Genomic DNA, 19,055 nt, shown 5'->3' with positions numbered 1-19,055 from the left:
GTCCTGGATGGTGCGTTCGCCGCGGGAATAGACCTTGACCAAGGCTTGCTCGATGAAGGCGTCAGAATACACTTTGCTCATGTTGTCTCCTAAAAATGTGAGGTGACAACTAGCGTGACACAGGGGGATTGCCGGCACTGACCCCGGAGGCGTGTCCGAAGGATTTACTGAACGGCTGAGACCGTGTCCGATTGCTGGCACTGGCCCCAAAGGATTTACTGAACGGCTGAGACCGTGTCCGATTGCCCGTACTGACCCCGGAGGATTTGGAGGATTTCTGAACGGCTGAGACCGTGTCCGATTGCCGGCACTGACCCCGGAGGCTTTCTGACCCCGGAGGATTTACTGAACGGCTGAGACCGTGTCCGATTGCCGGCACTGAACCCGGAGGGTTGCCCCCCCCGCAGGATTAGTCCAGGTTTGCGTCACTCGAGAGGCCAGTGACTCAAGCCAGTATCTGCCCGAGCGCATTGACCAGCGCCGTACATTCCGCATCAGTGCCGATGCTGATGCGCAGGAACTGGTCGATGCGCGGACGATTGAAGTGTCGCACGAGGATAGCGCGCTGACGCAGTTCAGCTGCCAGCCTGGCGCCGTCGCGCTGCGGATGGCGCGCAAAGATGAAGTTAGCATGCGAAGGCAGCACCTCAAAGCCCAACGCCTGCATCTGCGCCGTCAACCAATGGCGACTGTCAATGATGGCGCGCGCGGTCTGCTCCGTGTAAGCGTGATCGTCCAGCGCGGCCACTGCGCCGGCTTGCTGCACTTGGCCTAGCGGATAGCAGTTGAAGCTGTTCTTGACGCGCTCCAAGCCTGTGATCAGATCGGGATGGCCAACTGCGAAGCCGACCCGCAGGCCGGCCAGCGAGCGTGATTTTGACAACGTCTGGATGACAAGCAGATTACTGTAACGATCCAGCAGCGTCACGGCGCTTTGCGCGCCGAAGTCGACGTAAGCTTCGTCAATCACAACCACTTGGTCTGGATGCGTAGCCGCTAGGGTTGCAATGCTCTTCAGCGGAAGTGCGATACCTGTCGGTGCGTTCGGGTTGGCGATGATGATCGCGCCGCATGGCTGCATATACGCCTCGACATCGATCTCGAATCGGTCATTGAGTGGCACCAGCACATGCTCAATGCCGTACAGGCTGCAGTAAGTCGGATAGAAGCTGTAGCCGATGTCCGGGGTTAGCAGCGGCTGGTCGTGCTTGAGCAGGGCATGGAAAGTATGTGCCAGTACCTCGTCGGAGCTGTTGCCAAGGAAGACGTGCTCACGCTTCAGCCCGAAGCGGCGCGCCACCGCATCCTTGACCATCGTGTTCGATGGGTCCGAATACTTGCGCAGGTCATCGCCAACGGCAGCATGCATTGCGGCCACTGCTTGCGGCGACGGGCCGTACGGATTCTCATTGGTGTTGAGCTTGATTAATCCAGGCATCTGTACCTGTTCGCCCGGCGTATAAGGTACGAGGACGTGGACAACATCACTCCAGAAACGGCTCACTAGATCTCCAATGCACACTAGTCAAGGGGCGGGTACAGCCCAACTATAGGCGATTATAAGGCGCAAGCGTCCGTGCCGATCATCTCCCTTTCCCGGCAATTCACCATCGGTGGCGCCGCCTACCAAGTGGGGCCGGACAGCGCCGACTCCTGCGTGACCGGCGTCTTGAGCGCAGCCGGTCCAGGATCATGCGAGTGTGAAGTCGCAGCAGTACAGCAGCGTGCCCGGATCATCCGGCGACAGGTAGACCATTTTGTCGAAGCGCATGCCGATTTTTTTCAGCACCGCGTTGGAGGCGTCGTTGCCCGGCGAGGTGATCGCCAGCAGGCGGCGAAGGCCAATGCTGGCCGCGTAAGCCAGCACGCCGGCGGCAGCTTCGGTGGCGTAGCCCTTGCCGCCGTACTCGGGCAGGAAGGCGTAGCCGATGTCGACGTCGGGCAGGCTCTCGCGCTTGATCAGGCCGCACATGCCGATCGCAGCTCCATCTTCCTTGCGCTCGACCAGGTACAGCGAGTGGCCAAGCGCGTGCTGCATCGCCACCGGTCCCTCGGCAATGGCCTTGCGGGCGGCGTCGATGGTGCGGATGCCGCGGTCGCCGATGTATTCGATGAAGGCGGGGACGTTGACCACTTTCAGGTAGACCGCGGCGTCGTCCGGGTCCAGCGTGCGCAGGCGCAGCCGCTCGGTGTCGAGGATGTGCGTCATGCTGATTCGCCCGGCCAGGTGGCCGGGTCGCTGAGCAGCTGGTACATCACCAGCGCGTCGACGTAACCAAGCTGCTCATGGCGGTACGCTTTGGGCAGCGTGCCGACGATCGAAAAGCCGAGCTTCTGCCACAGCGCCACCGCCGGCGCGTTAGTGCTGACCACGTAGTTGAACTGCATCGCCAGGTAGCCGAGGCGGCGTGCTTCGACAAGGCTGTGCCGGCCCATCAGCGCGCCCACGCCATTATTCCTGGCCGCATCGGCGACCATGTACGACGCGTTGGCGACATGCGCCCCGCGGCCGAGCTGGTTCGGCGCGATGCGGTACATGCCGAGCACCTCGCCGCGCGCATCGAGCGCGACGAAACTGGTCACGTTCGGTCCCAGCCAGTACTGATCGCACACACTCCTCGGGGTGTGCGCTTCGAACGGATAGGTCTCACCTGCGGCCAGGTGGAAATGGAAGATGTCCCAGATCGCGTCGAGGTCTTCTTCGTGAGCCGGTCGGATACTGATGTGTTCCAAGGTGCTCCCCTTCTATTCTGATGCCGCTGATTCTAGCACCGCGCGCTTAGCGCCCGAGGCGGAAATCGACCGTCGCCGGGCGGCCCGGCAGGTGCAGCGTGGCGCCGGCGCGCGGCGCTTCGCTGACCACAACGCCGCGGCGCACCACCAGCCGGCGCGCCGCGCGCAGGCGGATCGCCTCAACCGTGCTGGCGGCGTCGAGCAGCACGAAGTCGGCGTGGCAGCCAGGTTCGAGACCGTAGCCTTCAAGCCCGAGAATGCGCGCCGGCGTCGCCGTCACCGCCAAGAAGCACTGGTGCATCGCCTCCTGCCCGGTCATCTGCGCCACGTGCAGGCCCATGTGCGCCACTTCCAGCATGTCGCCCGAACCGAGGCTGTACCATGGATCCATCACGCAGTCGTGGCCGAAAGCGACATCGACGCCGGCGGCCAGCAGTTCCGGCACGCGCGTCATGCCGCGCCGCTTCGGGTAGCTGTCGTGGCGGCCCTGCAAGGTGATGTTGATGAGCGGGTTGGCGATCGCCGCCACGCCCGCCTCGCAGATCAGCGGCAGCAGTTTGCTGACGTAGTAATTGTCCATCGAGTGCATCGACGTCAGGTGCGAGCCGGCCACCCTGCCGTGCATGCCGAGGCGATGGGTCTCGAACGCGAGCGTCTCGATGTGGCGCGACATCGGGTCGTCCGATTCGTCGCAGTGCATGTCGACGCGCAGGCCGCGCTCGGCGGCCAATTCGCACAGCAGCCGCACCGACTGCGCGCCCTCGGCCATGGTGCGCTCGAAATGCGGGATGCCGCCGACGACGTCGACGCCCATCGCGATGGCGCGGCGCAGGTTGTCGAACGCGGTGGCGCTGCGCAGGATGCCGTCCTGCGGAAAGGCGACCAGCTGCAGGTCGAGATACGGCGCGACGCGCCGGCGCACTTCGAGCAGCGCTTCAACGGCCAGCAGGCGGTCGTCGCAGATGTCGACGTGCGAGCGGATCGCCAGCAGGCCGCGCGCCACCGCCCAGTCGCAGTACTGCATCGCGCGCTCGATCAGCGCCTCCTGCAGCAGCACCGGCTTAAGTTCGCCCCACAGCGCGATCCCCTCAAGCAGGGTGCCGGACTGGTTCACCCGCGGCAGGCCGTAGCTGAGCGTGGCGTCCATGTGGAAGTGGGCGTCGACGAAAGGCGGCGTCACCAGGTCGCCACCGGCGTCGATTTCGCGGGCGCCGGCGACGGCGAGCTGCGGGCCAAGCGCGGCGATGCGGCCATGCTCGATCGCGATGTCGATCTGGCGGCGGCCGTCGGCAAGGCTGGCATTGCGAATGACGAGATCCATGTTGGCTCCTGGGGCACGGGGACAAGCGATTGTAGCGCTTCAAGCAAGGGTGACCGAGCAAAATTGACGCTTGGAAATCCATGCTGCAGCGCAATATTTATTGGAGAACCTAGTTGAAATAATACTTTTCAAGCCTTGCATTCATGGATAAACTAGGAACGATATTGCAGCGCATCATAAACGACCGATAAGGAATTACCCGATGACCAATCTTCCTGAACAGTTTTCCGAAGCACGCAAGTTGCAGCTCGAAGCGCAATTCAAGTTTTTCCAGACGTTTACCGGCAAGGCGTTTGAAAGCGTCGAGAAGCTCGTCGCGCTCAATATCGACGCCTCGCGCCAATCGCTGGCACAGTCGTCCGCGCTGATGCGCCAGGTGATGTCGGCCAAGGATCCGCGCGACCTGTTCGCCGTCACCAAGCAGACCCAGTCCCAGTTCGACAGCGCGCTCGCTTACAGCCGCCAGCTGCTTGGCATTGTCGGCACCGCCCCGGCCGCAGCACCGGCCGAATCGCCGGCCGCAGCACCTGCCGAATCGCCGGCCGCCGCGCCTGCCGAATCGCCGGCCGCCGCGCCGCAAGCGCCAAGCGCGCAATTCGAAGCCGCTCCCGCGCTGGCGCCTGAAGCTGCCGCCAGCGTTCCGGCCGCCGCGCCGATCGCCGAACCCACCTTGATCGCCAAGGCCACCGGCGCCATGGAGCTGCCGAAACCGGCCACCGCATCGTTCCCGGTGACGTCGTCGGACAAGCCGATCGAGGTCACCCAGGTCAAGCCGGTCGAGGCCGAGCCAGCGCCGGCGCCGGTGTCGGGCACCCCGGCAATCGTCGCCAAGCAGGCCGCCGCTTCCGCCGGCAAGGCGCCGCGCAAGAAGTGATTGACAACGGCGCGCTCTGCGCCGCTCTGTCAAAGGTAGTAAATTAGCGGGCTTCGGCCCGCTAATTGTGTGCGGGCCGGTTTGGCTTAACTGGCTTGAAGCGGCAAGGACATCATGAGTTTATTAGGGCTGATCGGCGGCTTCGTGCGCCGTCATTGGCGAGCGTACGCGTCGTCCGCGCTGATGCTGGCGGGCGTCGCCCTGTGTACCGTCTGGGTGCCGCGCAAGATCGGCGCAATGATCGACGGCCTGGCCGCGCATCGGCTGGGCGAACGCGAACTGCTGATCGAACTGGCACAGCTGCTCGCGCTCGGCGTGGCCATCTACCTGTTGCGGGTCGGCTGGCGCCTGCGCCTGTTCGCCGCGGCGTATCAACTCGGCGTCGAACTGCGCACGCGCTTCTATGCGCGCCTGTCGGCGCAGGGGCCGGCGTTTTACCAGAAGCAGCGCACCGGCGACCTGATGGCGCTGGCGACCAACGACATCGACGCCATCGAGATGGCGGCCGGCGAAGCGATGCTGGCCGGCTTCGACGGCAGCCTGACCTTGCTGATGGTGTTGGCGATCATGATGCTCGGCGTCGACTGGCGCTTGGCCACCATCGCGCTGGTGCCGTTCCCGCTGATGGCGCTGGCGTTCTGGCGCATCTCCAGCCAGATTCACACCGCCTCCACCGATTCGCTCAAGCGCTTCGCCGCACTCAACGATCACGTGCAGGAGTCGCTGTCGGGCGTGCGTACTTTGCGCGCGCTCGGGCTGGAAGAGCGCAGCGCGAAGCAGTTCGGCATCCTCGCCGCGCACGCCTCGGAAGCGAGCCTCACCGCGCAGCAATGGGAAGCGGCGTACGAGCCGGCGGTCGGCCTGACCTTGACGGCGGCCGGCGTTTTCACGCTTGGCCTGGGCAGCTACCTGGTGTGGCACAACGAGCTGACCATTGGCGAGCTGACCAGCTTTACCATGTACCTTGGACAGCTGATCTGGCCGATGTTCGCCGCCGGCTGGGTGCTGTCGCTGATCGAGCGCGGACGCGCGGCGTGGACGCGCCTGCAGCCGCTGCTCGACGAACCGCTGTCGGTGGACGACCACGGCACCATCGCGTCGGTCGTGCCGGGCACGCTGGTGCTGGCCGACGTCAGCTTCAGCTACGCCGGCCAGGACACGGCGGCACTGGCCGGCGTGTCGCTGGCGCTGCCGGCCGGCCAGACGCTCGGGCTGGTGGGGCCGACCGGCGCCGGCAAATCGACGTTGCTGCGGATGCTGCTGCGCCAGGCCACGCCGCAGCACGGCCAGGTTACATGGGGCGGCCAGGCGCTGGGCGACTACACGCTGTCGGCGCTGCGATCGGCGATGAGCTGGGTGCCGCAGGAGTCGTTCCTGTTCTCGGCCACGATTGCCGACAACATCGCGCTCGGCCGCCCCGGCGCCAGCCGCGCCGAAGTCGAACACGCGGCCCACATGGCCGCGATCCACGAAGACATCCTGCGCTTCCCGCAAGGCTACGAGACGCACGTCGGCGAAAAAGGCATCACCCTGTCGGGCGGCCAGCGCCAGCGCGTGGCGATTGCCCGCTCGCTGCTGGCACACAGCTCGTTGCTGCTGCTCGACGACGCATTGTCGGCGGTCGATACCGGCACCGAGACGCGCATCCTCGAACACCTGGAAGAACTACGCCGCGAGCAGCCCGGTCGCAGCGCCATCATCGCCAGCCATCGGTTGTCGGCAGTGGCCGGCGCCGACCTGATCGTGGTGCTGCGCGAAGGCCGCGTCACCGAGTCGGGCAGCCACGACGCGCTGCTCGGCGCCGGCGGCTGGTACGCCAGCCAGTGGCGCTACCAACAACTGGAGGCCAGCCTCGATGCGCTCTGATTCCGACGCGAAGACCATGCGCGCCCAGGCCGCCCGCGCCACCGGCCTGCTGCGCCGTGCCGCCTGGCCGGAGCGCCGCCATCTCGGCTGGGCGGTACTGTGGCTGGCGCTGGCCGCCCTGCTCGAGGTGCTCGGCCCGATCCTCGGCAAGGCGCTGATCGACGACCACCTGCTGCCGCGCCACCTCGACTGGTCGCGCATCGCCGCGCTGCTCGGTGGGATGCTCGTCACCGGCTGGATCGCCTCGTGGCTGCGCTACCTGCAGCTGGTGCGCCTGTCGGGCCTGGCGATGCGCTCGGTGCAGCGCCTGCGCGAATGGGTGTACGGCCACGTGCTGCGCCTGCCGATGGCCTTCTTCGACCAGGCCATCACGGGCCAGCTGGTCAGCCGCGTCACCAACGACACCGAAGCGGTCAAGACACTGTACATCCAGGTGCTGTTCGTCATCCTCGACAGCACCATCGTCCTGGTCGGCACGCTGGCAGCGATGGCCTTCCTCGACTGGCGCCTGATGCTGATCGTGCTAGCGCTGGTGCCGGCGGTGGTGCTGATCGTGTGGCTGTACCAGCGCATGTCGGCGCCGGCGGTGACGCGGGCGCGCGCGCTGCGCAGCGACATCAACGGCCAGATGGCCGAATCGATCGGCGGCATGAGCGTACTGCAGGCGAACAACGCGCAGGCGCGCTTTGCCCAGCGCTTTGCCGTCACCAACCAGGCGCACTACACCGCGCGCCTGGCCGAACTGCGCGCCAACGCCTTCCTGCTGCGTCCCGCGCTCGACCTGCTCAACGTGATCCTGCTGGCGGTGGTCATCTTCAGCTTCGGCCAGCGCGAAATGAGCGCGGTGGAAGTGGGCGTGCTGTATGCGTTCATCAGCTACATCGCGCGCGTGGTCGAGCCGCTGATCCAGATCACCATGCAGTTCAGCGGCCTGCAGCAGGCCGTGGTGGCAACCGCCCGCGTGGCCACGCTGCTCGACGAGCCGGGCGCACCCGAACATGCCGCCGGCAAGGCGCCGGCCGCGGCGCGCGCCGTGGCCGACGACGTCCCTGCCATCGCCGTGCGCGACCTGTCGTTTGCGTACGTGCCGGGGCAGACGGTGCTGCATCACCTGAACCTCGACATCGCGCAGGGCGATTTTGTCGGCATCGTCGGCCATACCGGCAGCGGCAAGTCGACCTTGCTGTCGCTGCTGCTGCGCTACTACAGCACGCAGCAAGGCAGCATCGAGATCCGCGGCGAGCCGATCGCCGGCATCGACAACGAGCGCTTTCGCGCCGAGGTCGGGCTGGTGCCGCAGGATCCGTTCCTGCTGGCGGCGTCGGCGTTCGAGAATATCGACATGGGGCGCGGCCTGTCGCAACAGCAGGTCGAGACGGCGGCGCGCGCGGCCCACGCGCACGACTTCATCGCCGCGCTCGAGCAGGGCTACGCGACTTCGCTCGGCGAAAGCGGGTCGCGCTTATCGACCGGGCAAAAGCAGCTGATCGCGATCGCCCGCGCGCTGGCCGGCCAGCCGCGCATCCTGCTTCTGGACGAGGCGACGTCGAACATCGACAGCCAGACCGAGCAAATCGTTCAGGTGGCGCTGGACGAGCTGCGCGGACGGGTGACGATCGTCGCGATCGCGCACCGGCTGTCGACGATCCGCGACGCTGACCGCATCATCGTGCTCAATCACGGCCGCATCGAGGAAGCCGGCACGCACGAGGCGCTGATGCAGGTCGAGGGCGGCTTGTACCAGCGGCTATACCTGCTGCAGCAGCTGGCGGTGTAGACACCGCTGACTCAAGCGCGGAACCGGTTCCACGCGTAGCCGCCGGCGAGCGCCGCGATACCGATCGCCAGGTACGCAAGCACCGAAGGCACGGTGGCGGCGCCGTTGAACCCGACCGCGTCGAGCATCGGCACCGTCACCGCCTGCGACGCCACGTACAAACCAAACAGGAACAGCGCCAGGAAAGTGCGCGGGGTGCGGCTGCAGCGCCCGAACAGGCTGGCCAGCGCCGCCAGGGCGAAGATCCCCGCCGCCAGCGCGGCTGCCCGCAGCGGTGCATGCACGGCGAAGCGCAGCGCAACCACGCCCATGAACATCCACCCCAGCACCGCCGCCGCGCCGAACTGGCGCAGGTAGCGGCGCGCGCCGCCGCCGGCCACCGCGCCGGTCATGTCTTCGACCCCTGCCTGGAAATCGCGCGTGCTGAGGTCGCCGACCAGGATGCCCCATCCCGCCACGCAGGCCAGCAGCACCGGCCCAAGCAGGCGGACGTCAACCAGCGCAGCGGTGACTGCAGCCGCCAGCAGCGCGGCAATCGCCGACGGCGACGCCGCCAGCGTCAGCGCCACGTCGGCCAGCACCTGGCCGCACCAGCGCGGCAACCGGGCCGAAAGCGCGAACAGCGGCTGCACCAGGCGCGACAAGGGGCGCAGCCCGCCGTCCAGCAACGCCAGCGGCGAGCGGCGCTGGCGCGCGCTGGAGACCTTCACCTTGTCGGGTGAAAAGCGGTGAAATACCAGCACCGCCGCCAGCAGCGGCAACGGCGCCAGCACGGCCGAGGCGAAACGCATCGCCAGCACGCTTGCCGTCCACGGCACCGCCGGCAGCGTCAGCGGCGCAAGCGCCGGATCGAACGTCGCACCGCCGCCGAGCGAGGTATGGCGGATGTCGAAATGGCCGGCCAGCGTCGACATCGTGGTCGCCAGGCCGGTGAAGTCGCACACCGTCCACAGTGAACCGAGCGAGCCGGAGCTCTCGATGAACGCCATCACCGACAACTGCGCAATCCAGATTAAGAAGAACAGCAAGTCGCCGCCCTTGCCCATCAGCGGCGCCCAGCTGTCGAACAGGATGGCGCAGCTGGCGGCGAACATAATCGCCGGCAGCAGGATCAGGCAGTAGGTCGACAGGTAGAGCAGCGGCTGGATCGGGCCGTCGCCGCGCAGAGCGTGGCACACCATCATGGTGGCCATCACCGCCAGCACGAGCAGGCCAAGATAGGCGACCGCGCCAAACCAGCGCCCGGCCAGGAACAGCCCGTTGCGTACCGGGGTGGCGCCGATCACGCCGCCGGCGCCGGTGCGAATGTCTTCGGCGATGCGTCCGCGCACGAGGAAGAACCCGCCCAGCGAGAACAGCATCGACGCCATCGCGGCGCTGCCCAGCGCCAGCGCCGAGCTGGTATAGAGCACCCGTGCACCGTTAATGACAATCAGCGCGTGGCCACCGGCCGGATCCTCCAGGATGGCCCAGCTGATGACGATCACCGCCAGCAGCGCGACGACGGTCGACAGGCGCCGCATGCGAAGGCGCATTTCGTTCAGCGCCAGCATCTTGAGCAGATAGCCGGTCATGCCGCCTCCCGCACCGCGTAGCGCTGCGCCATCAGCGCTTCCTCCAGCGACGGTTCGGCCAGGCTGGCGCCGGCGCACGGCGAGCCGGCGTGGGCGATGCGCACCGCCATCGTCTCGCCTTGGCGCTGCGCATGCAGCACGTGGACACTGGCGCGCAAGGCGTCGTAATCGGCCGTGCCTACGCTGGCCGACCAGACCTGGCCGCGCGCCTTGTCGAGGATGGCGGCGGGCGTTTCGAACGCCACCAGCTTCCCGGAGCGCATGATGGCCAGCTGGCCGGCGATGCTTTCGACATCGGAGACGATATGGGTCGACATGATCACCAGCTTGTCGAATCCGAGTTCGGACAGCAGGTTGCGAAAGCGCAGGCGCTCCTCGGGGTCGAGGCCTGCGGTGGGCTCGTCGACGATCAGGATGTCGGGATCGGCCAGCAGCGCCTGGGCGATGCCGAGCCGGCGCCGCATGCCGCCGGAGAAGGCGGAAGCTGGCCGCCTGGCGTGTTCGTGCAGGTTGACCAGTTCAAGCAGGTGGCGAATTCGGGCCGGATCGCGCACGCCCTTGAGCGCGGCGAAGTACTGCATGAACTCGAGCGCCGTCAGGTTCGGGTAGACGCCGAAGTCCTGCGGCAGGTAGCCAAGGCGGCGCCGGATCGCATCGGGGCGGGCGACGATGTCGGCTCCCTGGAAGACAATTTCGCCGCTGGTCGGACGCGTCAGCGTGGCGATCATCTGCATCAGCGTGGTCTTGCCGGCGCCGTTGTGGCCGATCAGGCCGACCACGCCGGCGCGCAGGCTCAGCGAAACGCCGTCGACGGCGGTGACGTCCCTGCCAAAGGTTTTCACGACGTTGCGAATTTCGAGCATGGGGTGTTCCTGTCTTGTTGTTATGACCAGAATGTAGGCCCTGCCTGGCGCCGGTGTATCGCCTATGCGACAGGCGGTCAGATCGGTGGCACAGAATGCCGGGGATTGCCCCTTGAACGAGCCGGCGGTGGTGATAGTTCGTGGTTTTTTACACAATCCAGACAAAATTTACTTTTTCCCAGCTGCAACACGAATATAATTACTTTGGAGTCCACAAAACAAGAGGACCGTCGAAAAAAGCATTCACCGAGGGATACGATGTTCGCTGGCTTCATCCGGAAAAGGCACCGCTGCCGCACGGCCGCGCTGCTGCTGTCGCTATGGTTGGCCGCCGGCCTGGCGCCGGCCCAGTCACAGGCGGACCTCGACCAGCGCGTTGCCGCCATTCGCGAAGTGAACCGCTACGTGCCGCACGAGGCGCTGCGGATGCTGATCAAGCTTGAACCGCAAGGGCGCGCCGCCGCCCCCGCCACCAAGGCCGAATTCCTCAACCAGCTAAGCCAGGCCACGCTCAGCGTCGGCGGCAAGGCGCCCGCGCTGGCGCTGGCCGAAGAGCTGATCGCCCTGGGCAAACAGCACAAGGACAACGCCATCCTGGCCAAGGGCATGCTTGCGCGCGCCTACGTGCTGTTCGCGATGAACGAACTGCGGGCGTCGCACCTGGCCGCGTGGGAAGCGGAAAAGCTGGCCAACACCACCGGCGACATGGCGCTGCGGATCACCGCCTCCATCACGTCCGGCCACTCGCATGAAGAGGAAGGCAACTTCCCCGAGGCGCTGATCAAACTGCAGTCCGCCGCGACCCTGGCGCGCCAGTACGCGCACCCGATCGAAACCGTGATGGCGTTGAACGCGCTGGCGGTGCTGTACACGTCGATGAAGGAATTCGACAAGGGCTTTGAAGCGCTCGAAGAAGCGCTGCCGGTGGCGGCGCTGACCAACTCGCCGGGACGCATGGCGACGCTGAAGAAGACCGAATCGGCGCTCGCCATCGAGACCAACCAACCCAAGCGCGCGCTGGCCGCGCTGCTGGCCGGGCTGGAACTGGAGCGCAAGATCGGCGCCAACAGAATGATCGCGGTCTCGCTGGTGAACCTGGCCGACAGCTACCTCAAGGAGCACGACTGGGCGCGCACGGTCAGCTACGCGAACCAGGCGATCGAGGCGGCGCGCCCGCTCAACGAGGAGTCGATCGAGGCGACCGCGCGCGTCAATCTCGGCCAGGCGTACCTGGGCATGAACCGGCTGGCCGACGGCAAGCGCAGCTTCGAGGCCGGGCTGGCGGTATTTGAAAAGTCGGGCAACAAGCCGAAGCTGCAGGTCGTCATGATGGAGTATGGCGAGGCGCTCGAGCGCGCCGGCGACATGGCCGGCGCCGTGAAAGCCTACCACCGCGAGCGCACCATCTCCGACGAACTGTTCGAAGTGCGGCGCCAGAAGGCAGTGCTCGAACTGCAGGGCAAATACGAAGCGGACAAGAAGGAACGCCAGATCGAGCTGCTGCGGCGCGAGAACGAAGTGAAGTCGGTCGAAATCGACAACCGCCGTTTGCAGCAGCGCGTATGGTGGCTGCTGGCGGTAGTGTTCGCGCTGGCGTCGGCGATTGTCGGCATCCTGTACCGCAAGGTGCGGCAGGCGAATGCGCAGCTGAAGGTGAAGAACCTCGAGCTCAAGCAGCAAAGCTCGCGCGACCCGCTGACGTCGCTCTACAACCGGCGCCACTTCCACGAATTCATGCGCGCCAACCTGCCGGTTGAAAAGCGCGGCGCGGCGCAGGCCGAGGAGATCGTCGGCGCGCTGTTCCTGCTCGACGTCGACCACTTCAAGCACGTCAACGACACGTACGGCCACGCGGCCGGCGACGCGGTGCTGACGATGATCTCGGAGAACCTGCGCTTGATACTGCGCGAGACCGACATGATCGTGCGCTGGGGCGGCGAAGAATTTCTCGCCTTCCTGCCGGCGATCCCGCGCAACGGCGTCGACGAGATCGCACGGCGCCTGCTGGCCGGCATATCGGCGCAGACGATCGAGTACCAGGGCCAGCGGATATCGGTCAACGTATCGATCGGCTTCGCGCCGTTTCCGCTGTCGCCGGGCGAGCATCCGCTGCCGTGGGAACGCGCCGTCAACCTGGTCGACATGGCGCTGTACATGGCCAAGGGCCACGGCCGCAATCGCGCCTACGGCGTGCGCGGCTTCGCCAAGTTTGGCGAGACGTCGATGGAGCGGATCGAGCAGGACCTCGAGCGCGCCTGGCGCGAAGGCTTCGTCGACATGTCGGTGGTGCTGGGCGAATGGCCGCAGGCGGTCGCAGCGCCGGCCGCAGCAGCCAACGCCTGAGCCGGACTGCTGACACTGCTGGGGTCAGGTCTGACATTCGGACAAACCGCTGGGGTCAGGTCTGACATTCGGACAATTTCCGGCTGTGGAGCTGCGGCTCAGTCCGATTTTGACCGCTGCCGCAGCATGAACGTTCTCCGATTTCGGCAACATGCTGGCCAAATGTCCGAATGTCAGACCTGACCCCGGGAATTTGTCCGATTGTCAGACCTGACCCCAGCGTTGATTATTTCTTGGATGCTTCCTGGATCTTTTCGCCGGCGCGCTCGACCTTCTTGCCCACTTCTTCGGTCGCCTTGTCGAGGCCCTTGCTGGCGTCGGCCGCCGCATCCGCTGTTGCGTCGGCGATCTTGTCCTTGGTCTGGCTGGCCGAATCGGCGACCTGCCTGGCGGCCGCATTGGCGCGGTCGAGCTTGTCCTGGATGTCGCGCGCAACCTTGTCCCCGGTGTTGTCGACCGCCTGGCCAGCCTTCTGCGCCGGCCCCATCGCCTCGTCGCGCTTGCCGCAGCCGGCAACACCGGCAACCAGCAATACCGACAACACCGTACTGACTATTGAACTTGCTCGCATGATTTTTCCTGTGGGGGTTTTGTTGCCAACAAGCATAACAGCAGCGGTCAGATAGCGGTTGACAGTTGTGGTGCTAATCCCGAGAATGGCACGACCGTTCGATTTTCCGAAAGCGATGCCATGACCGAGCAAGCCACGACCGCGTACCGAATCTGTCCCTTCTGCGAGGCCTGTTGCGGGCTCGAAGTCGATCTCGAACAACAGCGCGTGGTGCGCATCCGCGGCGACGCGCGCGATGTCTTCTCAAACGGCTTCCTGTGCCCGAAGGCGATCGGCCTGAAAGACCTGCACGACGATCCCGACCGCCTGCGCACGCCGCTGATCAAGCGCGATGGCCGCTTCGTCGAGGCCAGCTGGGAAGAAGCCTACGCCGAGATCGAGCGGCGCCTGCCGCCGGTCATCGCGGCCGGCGGCGCCAACGCAGTGGCCACCATGCTGGGCAACCCGACGTCGCACAAAATGAGCCTGATGCTGTACTTCCCGCGGCTGGCCCGGGCGCTCGGCACGCGCAACATGTTCTCCGCTTCCAGCGTCGATCAGGTACCGAAGATGCTGTCGGTCGGGCTGATGTTCGGCAGCTGGCTGTCGGTGCCGGTGCCCGACATCGAGCGCAGCGACTTTTTGCTCATCATCGGCGCCAACCCGATGGTCTCCAACGGCAGCCTGTGGACCGTGCCTGACTTTCGCGGCAAGGCCAAGGCGCTGCGCGCGCGCGGCGGCAAGATCGTCGTGATCGACCCGCGCCGCACCGAGACGGCCAACGTCGCCGACGCCCATCACTTCATCCGGCCAGGATCGGACGTGTTCTTCCTGCTCGGGATCGCCCATGCACTGTTCGACGAGAAGCGGGTGCGCCTGGGCCGCCTGGCCGATCACGTCGCCGGCTTCGAGCAGCTTGAATCGGCATTCGCGCCCTACTCGCCCGAACGCGTCGCCGACCGCTGCGCCATCCCCGCGGCAGTGATGCGCGATCTGGCGCGCACGCTCGCCGGCACCGGCCGCGCCGCCGTGTACGGGCGCATCGGCACCTGCACCCAGCAGTTCGGCACCCTCGCGTCGTGGCTGATCGACGTCATCAACGTCCTCACCGGCCAGCTCGACGAAGAAGGCGGCGCCATGTTCCCGAAGGCGGCGGCGTTCGCTGCCAACACGCGCGGCAAACCAGGCGTGGGCCGCGGCGTGGTCACCGGGCGCTACGCGTCGCGCGTGTCGGGCGCGCCGGAAGTGGGCGGCGAGCTGCCGCTCACCTGCCTGGCCGAAGAAATCGATACGCCAGGTCCCGGCCAGATCCGCGCGCTGATCACCATCGCCGGCAATCCGGTGCTATCGAGCCCGAACGGTCCGCGCCTGGCCGCCGCGCTTGAGCAGCTCGACTTCATGGTCAGCCTCGACATCTACCTCAACGAGACATCTCGTCACGCCGACGTCATCCTGCCGGGCCCTTCGCCGCTGGAGGATTCGCACTACGACGTGTCGTTCACCCAGTTCTCGCACCGCAATCACGCGCGCTACAGCGCGCCGGTGCTGGCGCGCACCCAAGGCCAGCCGGACGAGTGGGAAAGCATGCTGCGCATCGCCGCCATCGTCAAGGGACTGGGCGCCAACGCCGACATCGATGCGCTCGACGATGCCGCGCTGGAAGAGGATCTGCAGCGCTCCGCCGGTGATTCAGCGCCGCAGATCCTGGCCGCGCTGTCTCACTTGCGCGGCGCCGAGCGGATGCTCGAACTGGCGCTGCGCTCCGGTCCCTACGGCGACCAGTTCGGCCGCAATCCGGGCGGTTTGACGCTGGCTGCGATCCAGGCCGCGCCATCGGGCATCGACCTGGGCGCAATGACGCCGCGCGTGCCGGAAGTGCTGCGCACGCCGTCCGGCAAAATCGAACTGGCGCCGCAGGCGCTGCTGGACGACCTTTCGCGCGTTGGCGCCGAACTGGCCGCGCCGGCGCCGGACATGGTCATCATCGGGCGCCGCCAGCTGCGTTCGAATAACAGCTGGATGCACAACCTGCCGGTGCTGGCGAAAGGCGCCTTCCGCTGCACCGCGCTGGTCCATCCGAGCGATGCACAGCGCCTCGGGCTTACCGACGGCGCCATGGCTGCCATCAGCAACGGCGCCCGCCGCATCGAAGCGCAGGTCGAGGTCAGCGCCGAGATGATGCCTGGCGTGGTCAGCCTGCCGCACGGCTGGGGCCACAGCCTGCCTGGCGTGCGCCTGAACGTCGCCGCCGAGCGGCCTGGCGCGAACCTGAACGCGCTGCTCGACGAACACCTGCGCGATCCGCTGTCCGGCAATGCGGTGCTGTCGGGCGTGCCGGTGCAAATATCGCCGCTGTAGGGATTCGCTGAAAATCGCGCTTCAACCGAACCAAAGGCCCTCGCAAAACGTCAAAATGACATAGTCATTTTGAAATTCAGCGAGAGACCAAACACGGCGACCAGAGGGTCGCCGTTTGTTTGGGCGCGGCGCAAAGTGGCGCAAAAATCTGCTTGTCATGTGTATTAATGCAGTGATACAGTAATTCACATGCACTTCGAGATCACTCCCGCCGCCCCGACCCCGATCTACCGCCAGATCGTCGAACAGGTCCATCGCATGGTCGCCAGCGCCCAGCTGCGCCCGGGCGACTATCTGCCGTCGGTCCGCGCCGAGGCCCTGCACCACGCGATCAATCCGATGACCGTCAGCAAAGCGTACAGCCTGCTCGAAACCGAAGGCCTTGTGCTGCGGGTGCGCGGCCTTGGCATGGTGATCGCGGAGCGCGGGAAGTCCGGGAAATCGGAAAAGGCCGCGATGCTGCGGCCCGCACTCGACGCCGCCGCCAGCATAGCCCGCCAGCTCGGCATGTCCGACGCCGACGCTCTCGCGCTGTTCCAAACCTGTCTTCACCAACCTTCCAGCAAGGATGACAATGAATCCGACTGATGCAGCGATCGCCACCACCAGGCTCAATCTCGTGCGCGGCGATGCCAATATCCTCAAGAGCATCACGCTCGACATTCCCGCCGGCTCGGTGGTCGGCCTGGTCGGACGCAACGGCGCAGGCAAGTCGTCGCTGCTGCGCTGCCTCGCAGGCCTGATCGAGCTGTCGAGCGGCAGCGCATCCCTGCTTGGCTGCCCATCATCGAACATGACCGACGCCGCGCGCGAACGCCTCGGCTACGTCGCGCAGACGCCTGACCTGTTCAACTGGATGCGGGCCGACGAAATGCTGGCAGCGATCGGCAGCGCCTATCCGCGCTGGAGCGAAGCGCGCGTCAAGGAACTTGCCGGCCGACTCGACCTGCGCATCGACCGCAAGGTGAGCGAATTATCCGGCGGCGACCAGCAAAAGCTCGCCGTCATCCTCGCCCTCGCGCACGACCCTGCCCTGCTGCTGCTCGACGAGCCGGTCGCCAGCCTCGATCCGCTGACCCGGCGCGAATTCATGCGCGCGCTGTTCGGCGCCGAGGGCGACGATACCGAACGCGAACGCACTATCCTCATATCGAGTCACATCCTCACCGACCTCGAACGCGTGGTGTCGCACGTCGCCTTCATGCGCGACGGCGCGATCCAGCTGTTCGAAGCATGGGACACGCTGCTCGAATACTTCCGGCTGCAGCCGGCCAACGCACCCGGCATTCCGCAGGAAGCGGTTGTCTCGACAAACAAGCACACGGGCGACCGCATCGCCGACATGCGGCGCGCCGCGCCGGGCGCCAGCGAAGGCCGCACGCTCAGCCTCGACGAGCTGTTCGTGGAGCTCAACGCATGAACGGCGCCGTCCCCTTGCAGCAGTTCCCGTTGCGGGAACGCGAATCAATGTACGCGCTGCTGTTGCTGCTGTTCGTCACCTGGATCGGGATGATGTTCGCCTCGCTGCACGACTTTAGCGGAGTGGCCACCGGCATTCGCATCGTCCTCCAGGCCAGCTTCGTGCTCATCGTCGCTGTTGGCGCGGTGCAGATGAAGGCGCTGGCGCGGGCGCGCGAAGTGATCGGCGCGCAGCCAATGCCCCAGGCGCTCTGGCGCCGGTGGGCCCGTGCATGCCTGGTCGAGACCACCATCGCGTGGGCATTGGTCGGCGCGGCCATGAGCGCGTTGCTGGCATCGCCGGCGTCGCACCTGCCCTGGGCCGGCGCGTTTGCGCTGATTTCCTCGGGCCTGTGCCTCGGCGCCTTGTGCACGCTGGCGCGGCATTCGATGGTGCCAAAACCGCTCGCATGGCTTGCCAACGCGGTCGCAGTCGCGGGGCTGCTGGCGGCGCTCTACTTCGGCGCGGCCGGCCTGCTTGCGTGGTTCGTCAACTTGCCGTTGCCGGTATTGGCGGTACTGGCGCTGACATGGCCGATGCTGGGCCACGCACTGGCGCGCGAGTGGCGCGGCCAACCGGCGTTTTCCCCAGGTCGTGGCGCAGCTCCTCACAAGCGGCGGCTTTCGTCACTGGCCGGCCATATACTGCGCTACTCGCCCCTGGACACGGCATGGGCAAGGCAGTCGCCCGCCCTGCAGTCCACCATCGGCAGCCGCATCGGCTGGATAGGGAAAATATTATTCTTCGTATTCGTGCTGTCGGACCACCTGGTGCCGCTGCGTGTAGGGCAGCAGCCCGATATACGCCACCTGCTCTCACTCGGCCTGCTGTGTCTTATGATGACAGAAGCTCTGGCCGCCCGTGACCTGCACTGGCGGTGGCTACTGACCCCGGGAACCTGGCGCACCGGCCGCATCGCCTCCGATATTTTCGCTGCGACCCTGAGGCTGCACTACGTCACACTGGCCGTGCTGGTGCTCGCGTACATGCTGTGGAGCCGCCTCTTCAACGAAACGTCCGGGGCGGCGCTGTTCGATACCATTGCTGCGAACGTCGTGGTGCTGGCGGAACTGGCCTTCGCCATCAGCGTTGCGCTGGTGATCCGCGCACTGCCTTGGCCTACAATCGTCAGCGCCGTCACCGCCATCGCGATGTTGGGCATCTGGGCGTACTACCACTGGATTGCCGGCTACGCGGCTGCATGGCGTGGACAGACTGCTTGGCTGATGCATGCGCTGGTCCTGGTCGCGGCCACTTACGCAATTCTGCGTGTGGCCGATCGCCTCTGGACCAAGGAAAAGCTGATGGCCTGCGCCCGCGGCGGCGGCTGAAAAAAG

Annotated in this window: 15 protein-coding genes; 8 read left to right on the top strand and 7 right to left on the bottom strand. The window is 66.1% G+C overall.

The window, feature by feature from the left end; genetic code table 11:
* Positions 1-445 precede the first annotated feature (445 nt).
* From hisC to CR105_RS14090, 4 genes are all read right to left on the bottom strand, one after another.
* Positions 446-1,504, bottom strand: a complete 1,059-nt coding sequence (gene hisC / locus CR105_RS14105) for a histidinol-phosphate transaminase (protein ID WP_099789091.1) — start codon at positions 1,502-1,504, stop codon at positions 446-448.
* A 186-nt stretch (positions 1,505-1,690) separates the two neighbouring features.
* A complete protein-coding gene (locus tag CR105_RS14100; RefSeq protein ID WP_099789090.1) occupies positions 1,691-2,209 on the bottom strand; it encodes a GNAT family N-acetyltransferase in 519 nt (172 codons plus the stop codon).
* Positions 2,206-2,733, bottom strand: a complete 528-nt coding sequence (locus tag CR105_RS14095) for a GNAT family N-acetyltransferase (protein WP_099789089.1) — start codon at positions 2,731-2,733, stop codon at positions 2,206-2,208. Before CR105_RS14095 ends, CR105_RS14100 begins: the two co-directional genes overlap by 4 nt.
* 46 nt (positions 2,734-2,779) lie before the next feature.
* A complete protein-coding gene (locus CR105_RS14090; RefSeq protein ID WP_099789088.1) occupies positions 2,780-4,054 on the bottom strand; it encodes an amidohydrolase family protein in 1,275 nt (424 codons plus the stop codon).
* Between the two features lie 202 nt (positions 4,055-4,256).
* On the opposite strand from CR105_RS14090, the gene CR105_RS14085 reads away from it, so the two are divergent.
* The 3 genes from CR105_RS14085 (at position 4,257) to CR105_RS14075 (ending at position 8,571) form a co-directional block, all read left to right on the top strand.
* Positions 4,257-4,928 (top strand): phasin family protein, encoded by a 672-nt coding sequence (locus CR105_RS14085; RefSeq protein ID WP_099789087.1) that lies wholly within the window; start codon positions 4,257-4,259, stop codon positions 4,926-4,928.
* Positions 4,929-5,042: 114 nt separating this feature from the next.
* Positions 5,043-6,794, top strand: a complete 1,752-nt coding sequence (locus CR105_RS14080; RefSeq protein WP_099789086.1) for an ABC transporter ATP-binding protein — start codon at positions 5,043-5,045, stop codon at positions 6,792-6,794.
* Positions 6,784-8,571, top strand: coding sequence for an ABC transporter ATP-binding protein (locus tag CR105_RS14075; RefSeq protein WP_099789085.1), 1,788 nt, complete (start codon positions 6,784-6,786; stop codon positions 8,569-8,571). The genes CR105_RS14080 and CR105_RS14075 overlap by 11 nt, the downstream gene beginning before the upstream one ends.
* An 11-nt stretch (positions 8,572-8,582) precedes the next feature.
* Here the strand turns inward: CR105_RS14075 and CR105_RS14070 are convergent, their stop codons facing one another.
* A complete protein-coding gene (locus tag CR105_RS14070; RefSeq protein WP_099789084.1) occupies positions 8,583-10,145 on the bottom strand; it encodes an ABC transporter permease in 1,563 nt (520 codons plus the stop codon).
* Positions 10,142-11,008 (bottom strand): ABC transporter ATP-binding protein, encoded by an 867-nt coding sequence (locus CR105_RS14065; protein WP_099789083.1) that lies wholly within the window; start codon positions 11,006-11,008, stop codon positions 10,142-10,144. The genes CR105_RS14070 and CR105_RS14065 overlap by 4 nt, the downstream gene beginning before the upstream one ends.
* A 258-nt stretch (positions 11,009-11,266) precedes the next feature.
* On the opposite strand from CR105_RS14065, the gene CR105_RS14060 reads away from it, so the two are divergent.
* The gene (locus tag CR105_RS14060) at positions 11,267-13,351 is read left to right on the top strand and encodes a tetratricopeptide repeat-containing diguanylate cyclase (protein ID WP_099789082.1); all 2,085 of its coding nucleotides are present in this window, start codon (positions 11,267-11,269) and stop codon (positions 13,349-13,351) included.
* 226 nt (positions 13,352-13,577) lie between these two features.
* Here CR105_RS14060 and CR105_RS14055 read toward each other — a convergent pair whose 3' ends face one another.
* Positions 13,578-13,922: a hypothetical protein gene (locus tag CR105_RS14055; RefSeq protein ID WP_099789081.1), complete on the bottom strand. Its 345-nt coding sequence runs from the start codon at positions 13,920-13,922 to the stop codon at positions 13,578-13,580.
* 120 nt (positions 13,923-14,042) lie between these two features.
* On the opposite strand from CR105_RS14055, the gene CR105_RS14050 reads away from it, so the two are divergent.
* From CR105_RS14050 to CR105_RS14035, 4 genes are all read left to right on the top strand, one after another.
* Positions 14,043-16,259 carry a molybdopterin-dependent oxidoreductase gene (locus CR105_RS14050; protein ID WP_099789080.1) on the top strand — a complete coding sequence of 739 codons (2,217 nt, stop codon included), beginning with the start codon at positions 14,043-14,045 and terminating at the stop codon, positions 16,257-16,259.
* 189 nt (positions 16,260-16,448) lie between these two features.
* A complete protein-coding gene (locus CR105_RS14045) occupies positions 16,449-16,847 on the top strand; it encodes a GntR family transcriptional regulator (protein ID WP_099789079.1) in 399 nt (132 codons plus the stop codon).
* A complete protein-coding gene (locus CR105_RS14040; protein ID WP_180288195.1) occupies positions 16,834-17,679 on the top strand; it encodes an ABC transporter ATP-binding protein in 846 nt (281 codons plus the stop codon). The genes CR105_RS14045 and CR105_RS14040 overlap by 14 nt, the downstream gene beginning before the upstream one ends.
* Complete coding sequence (locus CR105_RS14035; RefSeq protein ID WP_099789077.1) at positions 17,676-19,049, top strand: hypothetical protein; 1,374 nt, start codon at positions 17,676-17,678, stop codon at positions 19,047-19,049. Before CR105_RS14040 ends, CR105_RS14035 begins: the two co-directional genes overlap by 4 nt.
* The last annotated feature ends 6 nt before the right edge of the window (positions 19,050-19,055 follow it).

The sequence above is a fragment of the Massilia eurypsychrophila genome, assembly GCF_002760655.1.
In the GTDB taxonomy this organism is placed as follows: domain Bacteria; phylum Pseudomonadota; class Gammaproteobacteria; order Burkholderiales; family Burkholderiaceae_D; genus JAFCUW01.
This window is presented reverse-complemented; position numbering and strand designations above follow the sequence as displayed.